This window comes from Bradyrhizobium sp. P5_C12, assembly GCF_054049735.1.
Genome location: NZ_JBFULU010000097.1, coordinates 1 through 7,675, shown reverse-complemented (window position 1 = coordinate 7,675; position 7,675 = coordinate 1). Strand labels below are relative to the sequence as shown.

General features: G+C 58.1%; 8 protein-coding genes. 5 read left to right on the top strand and 3 right to left on the bottom strand.

Annotated elements, in window-relative coordinates; all coding sequences use genetic code 11:
• The 3 genes from ACXJMY_RS37405 to ACXJMY_RS37395 form a co-directional block, all read right to left on the bottom strand.
• Positions 1–365: hypothetical protein (locus ACXJMY_RS37405; RefSeq protein ID WP_456624363.1), on the bottom strand; the 365-nt coding region annotated here is incomplete at its 3' end.
• A 468-nt stretch (positions 366–833) separates the two neighbouring features.
• The gene (locus tag ACXJMY_RS37400; protein WP_456624362.1) at positions 834–1,886 is read right to left on the bottom strand and encodes a SphA family protein; all 1,053 of its coding nucleotides are present in this window, start codon (positions 1,884–1,886) and stop codon (positions 834–836) included.
• Positions 1,887–2,049: 163 nt separating this feature from the next.
• Positions 2,050–3,198 (bottom strand): DUF2254 domain-containing protein, encoded by a 1,149-nt coding sequence (locus ACXJMY_RS37395; protein WP_456624364.1) that lies wholly within the window; start codon positions 3,196–3,198, stop codon positions 2,050–2,052.
• 414 nt (positions 3,199–3,612) lie between these two features.
• Between ACXJMY_RS37395 and ACXJMY_RS37390 the strand changes: the two genes are divergently transcribed.
• From ACXJMY_RS37390 to ACXJMY_RS37370, 5 genes are all read left to right on the top strand, one after another.
• Positions 3,613–4,770, top strand: a complete 1,158-nt coding sequence (locus ACXJMY_RS37390; RefSeq protein WP_456624361.1) for a phage tail protein — start codon at positions 3,613–3,615, stop codon at positions 4,768–4,770.
• Between the two features lie 56 nt (positions 4,771–4,826).
• Positions 4,827–5,309 carry a hypothetical protein gene (locus ACXJMY_RS37385; RefSeq protein ID WP_456624360.1) on the top strand — a complete coding sequence of 161 codons (483 nt, stop codon included), beginning with the start codon at positions 4,827–4,829 and terminating at the stop codon, positions 5,307–5,309.
• Positions 5,306–6,367, top strand: a complete 1,062-nt coding sequence (locus ACXJMY_RS37380) for a hypothetical protein (protein WP_456624359.1) — start codon at positions 5,306–5,308, stop codon at positions 6,365–6,367. Before ACXJMY_RS37385 ends, ACXJMY_RS37380 begins: the two co-directional genes overlap by 4 nt.
• Before the next feature lie 46 nt (positions 6,368–6,413).
• A complete protein-coding gene (locus ACXJMY_RS37375; protein ID WP_456624358.1) occupies positions 6,414–6,620 on the top strand; it encodes a hypothetical protein in 207 nt (68 codons plus the stop codon).
• Positions 6,621–6,845: 225 nt separating this feature from the next.
• The gene (locus ACXJMY_RS37370; RefSeq protein ID WP_456624357.1) at positions 6,846–7,112 is read left to right on the top strand and encodes a helix-turn-helix domain-containing protein; all 267 of its coding nucleotides are present in this window, start codon (positions 6,846–6,848) and stop codon (positions 7,110–7,112) included.
• Positions 7,113–7,675 lie beyond the last annotated feature (563 nt).

Below are 7,675 nucleotides of genomic sequence, written 5' to 3'. Positions count from 1 at the left end.
CCGCCCTTGATCAAGGTGCCGGGCGTGCAACCAATGCCGTTGAGCTTCGCATAGCTATCCCAACCGTCGTAGCAGGTATAGGAAGCACGCCCAAAGACCCCCGCAGTCGTGCCGTACCCGGTCGTGCCGCCGGCACCACACCAGGGGCCGCCAGCGTAGTAGGCCCGCACTGCGTACCAAGGCAGACCGGTCTGATCGGGTATGTAGTGACTATAGGGATACGGGCTGACATAGAGCCGCCTCGCTTGGGCACTCTCAACTGACAGCGAAATCCCCCGCTGCTCAGACCAGTCAACGGTGAACAGTGTTGCAAAGGCGATAGCCGAAGTTGCAATTGCAAACTTTCTGAAAAYCATCCGCTTCATCGTTTTGCTCCTATCCTGTCTCGTCCCCCTTTGCATAAGGAGGCCCGTCGGTTGATGCCGACATTGACAAAGATCAAGGGGCTTGATCTGGCTCGTGATCAAGTTTCAACGTGAATCATGAAGTTTATACACGCAACCGTGCACAAAGTCAGTCGAGAGATGTTGCTGCGTCGCGCTCTTTGGTGTGTTTGCTCGGTGTTACGCTGAGGAAGTGAGGCTGGCGGATCGCTTCGGGCGGCGTCTGAAAGAAGGTAACAGCGCCAATGTTATCGGAAGTCGGCAAAGATTTCGAAACGACAACCAAGTGAGCGATGTCGCCTCTTGGTCCCTTAGCCGAAGGTCGATTGAACGCTTGTCATGTCGGTTGTCAGGGGTAGACCGGACGCCGATCCAAATTGGCGTCCACCGCTGCTTTTGACCCATTTGAGACATCGGCCGATCGCAGCCGACGTCCAGTTGGCACGAGGTTTATTTCAAAACCAGATGCTTCGTGGGCGCTGTGGCGGCAGGCGCGGACGGGGAAATCGTGAACGTCAGCCAGGTATTCCATCCCGACGGACGGTTGGCCGCACCGAACTCGCCGTATCCCCTCAGACCAAGGGAGCCCTGCATGTCTCCGACCGGGAAGCTGTACCCGATTTGCGGACCGACACCGAAAACGCGTGACCTGAAGCCACCGAGGATCGGGCTCTGGCCGGAATCGTCGGTGATTTGCTGGTAGGCGTATCCGACAATGCCGACGAAAAGCTGCTTGGTGAGGTAGTGCGATGCGCCCCAGTCGAAGTGGAAATCGATGCCGCTCCGGTACTGGGTGTCGGGATTCCTGAAATTGTAGGTAAGGCCGGCGACGCCCGAGAATTCGTTTCCTGCCGCCGGGTCGAAATAGGTATAGGCGCCTCCAATGTCGATCGCGCCGTGCCCGAGCCCGATATTGGGAATCCGCGTCGGATCATAGTCGCCGACGGGAACATTGCCCGTGACGTAGGCCATGTAATTGTTGACGCCATGGTTCCATAGCAGTTCAGCGAATGGCGCGAGGTCGCCGTAGGAGATAAGCGAGCCTTCGAGCATTCCGGTGCGCGTCACCACAATCGGTCCGGCTATCGCTGTCAGTGTTCCGGCTATACTGGCGGCGGCTCTGCCGTACTGGCCGGACATGCCTACGACCAATTGACCGCCAAGCACCGCCGTCGCGAAAGTATACGATGGCGCGAGGCCGACCAGATCGGCCCGCCCGTTCAGACTCAGATTCAAATTGACGTTGACGTTGCCGGGGATTTTGCCGGCCAGAATCTCTTTGGCCGCAGCAGCGCTCCCCGCGGCGGCGACGCTGGAATGGTAGTCGATGACACTGAGCGCCCAGCCCGGTGTCTGCTGCACGGCGACGAGACTAGCAAACTGACCCGGAAACCAGAATGAAGAGCCAGCCTCGTCGGCTCGTGTGACTCCAGGAAAAAGCAGGAGAACTGCAGCCGTTACCGCACAGTCAATGACCCGGATTCTCGTGTTGATTAATCCCATTGCCAACCTCCGCGGTACTTGCAACCGATGGCAGCGACCAAGAGCGGTCGGCGAACCAGTGAGGCCTCAAGTGACGACAGGCATTCGATACAAGGGCGCTAGCAGAGGCCGAAGTCCGTTACAGAGCGGTAACACAGCGATGTCCGGATGCTGACCTCTCTGATCAAGGCGTTGCTTTGGTTTTCATGTGTCCGCGCGATAGGCCGAGGCCTTGCCGATCTTCCTGGCGCGCCGTTTCCTGATCGTCCGCAGCGAAGCGATCGACGGTCAAATCGAGTTGCTTGAGATATCGCTGCACCGCCACGATCCGCGTGTCGGCCGTCACCGAGTCGGCCAACCCGATGAGCGCCGACCTCAGGCGCCGCATCACCTGCACCGAACCGGCACCATAGTGTCGGATCTCATCGAATGCCAACACTAGATAATCCTCCCATGTAGGCATCGGGAAAATGAGACGCAAAACGCCATCCGCGTCGCGGGCATAGCCGACGTCCAAATCGCGCCCTCCCAACCGACGCAACAAATCCTCGATCTGGTCGATGGCCTGGACCGCCGTAGTCGGATCGTTGATCGCCGGCGACAGCGCCTTGATGGCGATGTCGACCAGCAGCCGGATGGGATATTTCGGGTCCTGCTCGGATGTCCGTTCAAACCCAGAGTGGATGGCCCGCATGAGATCGCTTTCGGGCAGCGCAGCTTTGGCCCCATGAACCTGTAATAGCAGGGTATTTGCGACAAGGGTGTCGCCGACCCCGCACACCATTACGATGACGGCCCCGGCCTGCTGTGCCTGGCGAACCAGGTCGTCAATATCGAATTTGGCAATCGTGCGCGGCGCGGCGAAATACCTCAACGTTTGGACCACCGGACCTAATTCAGGAACATTGTACGTCTCTTGTCCATGCTTCGATTGAGTGTTCGCTTTCTCATCGAGGCGCTGAAACATCTCGCGCATGATCTCGCGACCCGTGTCGCCGATTGTGTGAAGCACGTTAGTGATCTGGAGGTCGCTCAAGCCTTTCATCAGCGCGGAAAACAGCAGCACGCTGAGCAAAAGCAACGCGGCGACCACGAAGCCGGAGACCATCGGCACGATCCCGGACTCATTGCGATCGACATAGAGCAGAACGGAAAGGGAATAAGTAAACGTGGCGATGAACACACCCAGCGAATGAAACAGCTTTGGGTCGCGAGCTAAAAGGAGAACGAGCCTCGGTGAGTATGCAATGGCACTGAATTGCACCATGACCAGGCCGACAGTAAACACGATACCAGTGAGCGAGATCATGCCGGAAGCGACAGCCGCAAGAATGCCTGAGCCGACGCAGCGGAAATGCCGGAATTGTAAGGAAAGTATGCCTGCTCAAGTCGTGTCAGCGTGATCCCGCAGAGGAAACTCGCAGCAGCGTAAATGACCGGAATCAACCAGAGAGGCATCTGACTGCACCCCTTCAGCTTGCCTGCGGCTGGACCGATTGCGTTCCGCAGCCCCTCGGAAGCATGATGCAGCATCGCGAACGTTTCAAGGTCGCCGATGGTCCGCTTGTGGCCCTTCGGCGACGTCACGCCGGCTGTGAGATACGTCTGCTTTCAGGTAATGAGCGGACCCACTGCACCCGCAAAGTCCGCAGCTTCCGCTAAGCGCTCAACACCCGCAGCCTTGAAATGGTGCCACTGATTCATCCCTCGTACTGACACTCTCATGCAGATTGCATGAGGACGAGAGATGGACGATCCCCGCAAGTTTGAAGAGCTGGTGCAGTTCAGGGCGCCGGCAAATCTGTCGGAAGCGATAGACACGGCAGCAAAACAAAGGTGCCAGTCGAAATCTGATTACATCCGTCAATCGGTCGTTGATCGACTTCGTTCGGACGGTGTCAATCTGCATCCGTTTGCTGGGCGGGCGTTGGGTGCATTTTTTGCGCTCGCGCTATTCGCTTCGAATGCGCTGGCAGCGGGCACCATCCCTGGCATCAGCATGACCCAGCAGCTTGACGAGTTCGCCAAACCGCTCAGCGGCGGGAAGCTTTTCCTCATCCAGGCCGGCACCACGGCCGCCCCGCAGAACTGCTACCAGGACACTGGCCTCACCTTGGCTTGGCCGAACCCGGTCACGCTCGATGCTGCTGGGCGCATTCCCCAGCTCTTCTGCGCTGATGGATCGATCAAGGTCCGACTGACCGACAAGAACGGCAATCAGAAGCTCGTTCAGGACAATCTGCTGATCGTCGGTCCTTCGGGCGGCGGGGGCGGCGGCGGAACGGTCGACCCGACGACAATTTTCCAGACTGGCGCCTTCATGCAATTTTATGGGACCGGGGTCTTGTCAGGCTGGGTTCGTTGCAACGGTCGAACGATCGGAAATGCTAGTTCGGGCGCTACTGAGCGCGCCAATTCCGATACCCAGGCGCTGTTTGCTTATCTCTGGGGTGCTGATAGCAACCTTGCGGTCGGCGGAGGGCGGGGCGCCTCGGCGGCTGCTGACTTTTCTGCCAACAAGACATTGGCACTTCCAGATTGCCGAGGCCGCGTCCTCGCCAGTCTCGACGACATGGGCAACAGCGCTGCATCGCGTCTTACTTCAAGCTACTTTGGATCCACTGCAACGACGTTAGGCGCGGTTGGCGGTGCTGAAAGTCAAACGCTTACGGCCGCCCAAATGCCGTCACACAATCACGGCGTCACCGATCCGGGCCACAGCCACCCCTATTTTTTGGGTTTATCTTCGTCCCCTGGCAATCTTTCCCTTTCGGCTACTGCCAATTCATCCAGCGGCGCAACAAACACGGCGACCACGGGCATCACGATCCAGAACACTGGCGGCGGTAGCGCGCATCCAATCGTCCAGCCGACCATCCTCGCTACAACCTACATTAAAATGTGAGCCCACATGATTACGTTGAATGGCATTGACGTGCAGAAACTTGCGGGAGCTGCTTGATGGCTCCTCCCGTTCTCAGGCTCAAGATTCTCCCCAAGCCAGTCATCAAGGGGAAGATGGATGTCCGTTTTCCAGGCAGGGTCACGACAACGAGCCCGATCCTGCTCGACAAGACGGGCGGCAACTTCACGTTCAGCATGGATATCGATGCCCTTGCCGAAATGTTGGGGCCATACTTTCAGCCGAACGAGCTCTCGGATCAACACATTACGGCGGCTGGGCCGGTCGAGATCGATGCGAACGCTGGCATCGTGCGCGTCGATCAGACGGCTGGCGCAGCGATCACGCTTAACCTGCCTTTGGCAGCGAGCAAAACCTGCCCGGTCCTTGTGTGCGATTGGAGAGGTGATGCCGGCACCAACAACATAATGATTCTGCCGAGTGGGTCCGAAACAATCCAGGGCCGCTCTTCATGGAAGATTGCGGGCGACACAGGCAGCATCTTCCTCCGTCCTATTCCAGGTGTCGGGTACGCAAGATGAACCGAATCTCAAAGCTTTTCGTGGCCGCCGCTTTGGCTGCATTTTTTGTGGCTCCTGCTCAGGCGCAGAACGCCGGAACCGTCACTGCAAACGCTTTCGCTGTCGGGAGCGGGCCGGGCGTAGATGGCTTTCTCTCGGTCCTGTGTACCCAAGCGCAGATCGCCATCGGGCAGAATGCCGCCAAGCCCATCTGCGCTGCGTTGTCCGGAGACGTGACGATGACCGCTGCCGGCGTCACGGCTATCGGCGCCAGCAAGGTCACGAATTCGCAGCTCGCCACGATGGCGGCGAACACCACAAAATGCAATGCGACGGCAGGCACGGCCAACCCGACCGACTGCAATGCTTCGACCATGCGAACCAACATCGGCGTGGTGATCGGGACGAACGTTGAGGCGTGGGACGCTGATCTGGATTGTCTCGCAGCGCTGTCCTCGACCGGCGTTCTTTCCCGAACCGGCGCAGGCACATGCTCTGCCGGCGCGCTTGCTCTGAGCGGGCTTGCAACCGGAACGCAGGATACCGTAATAGGCTACTTCGGCAGCACGACGGCGTCAGCGACCGCGATCAGCAACTGCACGGGCGCGCTGACCTATTCGACGTCTACGCATACGTTCGGCTGTAACGCGGCGGCCGGTACGGGCACCGTCACGTCTGTGGTATGTGGAACGAACCTGGCCGGCGGCACCATCACAACGACGGGACAGTGTGATCTTGATCAAACTGCTTGGACAAGTTTTTCCGGAACTGTTTCCGCATCGTGCTCTGGGGGCACTTTCACCGTAAATACGGCTCGGTACAAGAACTGGGGTAAGACGGTTTTCTGGGAGATGGATCTAACCGTTGCCAGCGGCTCCTGCACGTCAGGAAACATGAGCTTCAATGTGCCATTTACGGCGCAGTCTGGTGGCGGCGGCAGCGGGTTTGAATTCGTCACAAACGGGGTCGCTGTCCCCTGCTGGATTCAGGCTTCTAATGTCCAGATCCTGTGCCGCAACACGGTAGCGTTTGCTTCAACTTCCAGGTTCGCCGTGTCTGGTGTGTTTGAACGGCAATAGTCGCCGCCCTGTCGCCACGTACCTCCAACTATGAGCGAGCGCGAACATGATCACTCTGACGATCACATCCGAAAGCGGCGAAAACTTTGTGGTTCGCTTCCAGAGTAAATCGGGACACAGCGCTGACGGTTCGCCGATCTGGCAGGATAGCGAGGTGACCACGGAAGTTGGTCAATCCCAGCGGTACGGCCTGGATAGCAACTTTCGCCTTGTTGTCGAAACACCTTCCGAGCCGGTTAAAGATGATGGCTGAGCATCGAGAGACGAACTCGACGGCCGTAGCGCGAGCCCAAATTGCTTACCGCACGCTGAGGTGTCTCGTCCCGGTAGGCTACCGCCCAACGTCCTACCGGCAGCGACTGCAAGGTCTTGCGAGTAGTGGGCGCGTGTTGCCCAATCAGCGGAAAGCGATCGAGACCATGATTTCAGCGATTGACGCTGCGATGCAGGCAACAGCGATTCAGGTTGGAGCGAGCCAATGAGCGGTACACCGGACAACGCCAGCGGCGTAATTATGTCATCCCCTAAAAGGGCGGCGCCGCAAATGCTCAATGTGCAGGCTGTGCGCGCCGCATCCGGAATCGGGCAGACGCAACAGACGTTCGCGGACGCCATTGGCGTTCCAGTGAAGACACTTCGCAATTGGGAGCAGGGGCGTAGAAAGCCAACCGGGTCTGCACTCGTTTTGCTTCGCCTGATCCACCTCAACCCGCAAGCCGTGATCGGCGCGCTTGAGCGGAAATGAGCGGGTGACTTGATCCGATCTACGCCAGGGGCGGCTTGAACTTAATCAACGGAAATCAAAGCACCTCAGTCGCGCTAGGTGGCTGTTGTGTTGCGCGAATTTCAATCTTTTGCGCATGTTTTGCCGCCTCTTCCGAGTAGAGCAAATCAGAGCAGGACTAAAGCAAATGAAAGCATCTTCGCGGGCTCGGCATGGGGTGGGGTAAAATCTCTTTGGTAAAGGAAATCAAAGGTCTGCCATTCATAGCAATGGGGCCTTCGTGACAGGAAATGACAGGCTCGCCAGAGCCTTGCTCATTTTGGAAATGCCAAGACTGTCGATCCTCTTGAATTATGCAATGCCCTAAAAAGAGAGGGAGCCATCGTCCGCCGATGGCGTAGTTCTGGGACCAATACGCGCGCGCGCGAGGAGCTCGGTGGTCCGCGCAGAGGCAGAAGAAGATTGGCGCCGTTTTCTAACCGGAAATAACGGGCGGCGACGGCTTGAGCGTTGGCTAGAAATGGCAAGGTGGCATGTGAGCAAATGTGAACCTCGGCGTGACAACAAATGACAACATCCCCGAC

Excerpts from the sequence above, each read along its gene's own strand:
- ACXJMY_RS37380 (WP_456624359.1), top strand. The coding sequence starts at position 5,306 with ATGAACCGAATCTCAAAGCTTTTCGTGGCCGCCGCTTTGGCTGCATTT.
- ACXJMY_RS37400 (WP_456624362.1), bottom strand. The coding sequence starts at position 1,886 with ATGGGATTAATCAACACGAGAATCCGGGTCATTGACTGTGCGGTAACG.
- ACXJMY_RS37370 (WP_456624357.1), top strand. The coding sequence starts at position 6,846 with ATGAGCGGTACACCGGACAACGCCAGCGGCGTAATTATGTCATCCCCT.
- ACXJMY_RS37375 (WP_456624358.1), top strand. The coding sequence starts at position 6,414 with ATGATCACTCTGACGATCACATCCGAAAGCGGCGAAAACTTTGTGGTT.
- ACXJMY_RS37385 (WP_456624360.1), top strand. The coding sequence starts at position 4,827 with ATGGCTCCTCCCGTTCTCAGGCTCAAGATTCTCCCCAAGCCAGTCATC.
- ACXJMY_RS37390 (WP_456624361.1), top strand. The coding sequence starts at position 3,613 with ATGGACGATCCCCGCAAGTTTGAAGAGCTGGTGCAGTTCAGGGCGCCG.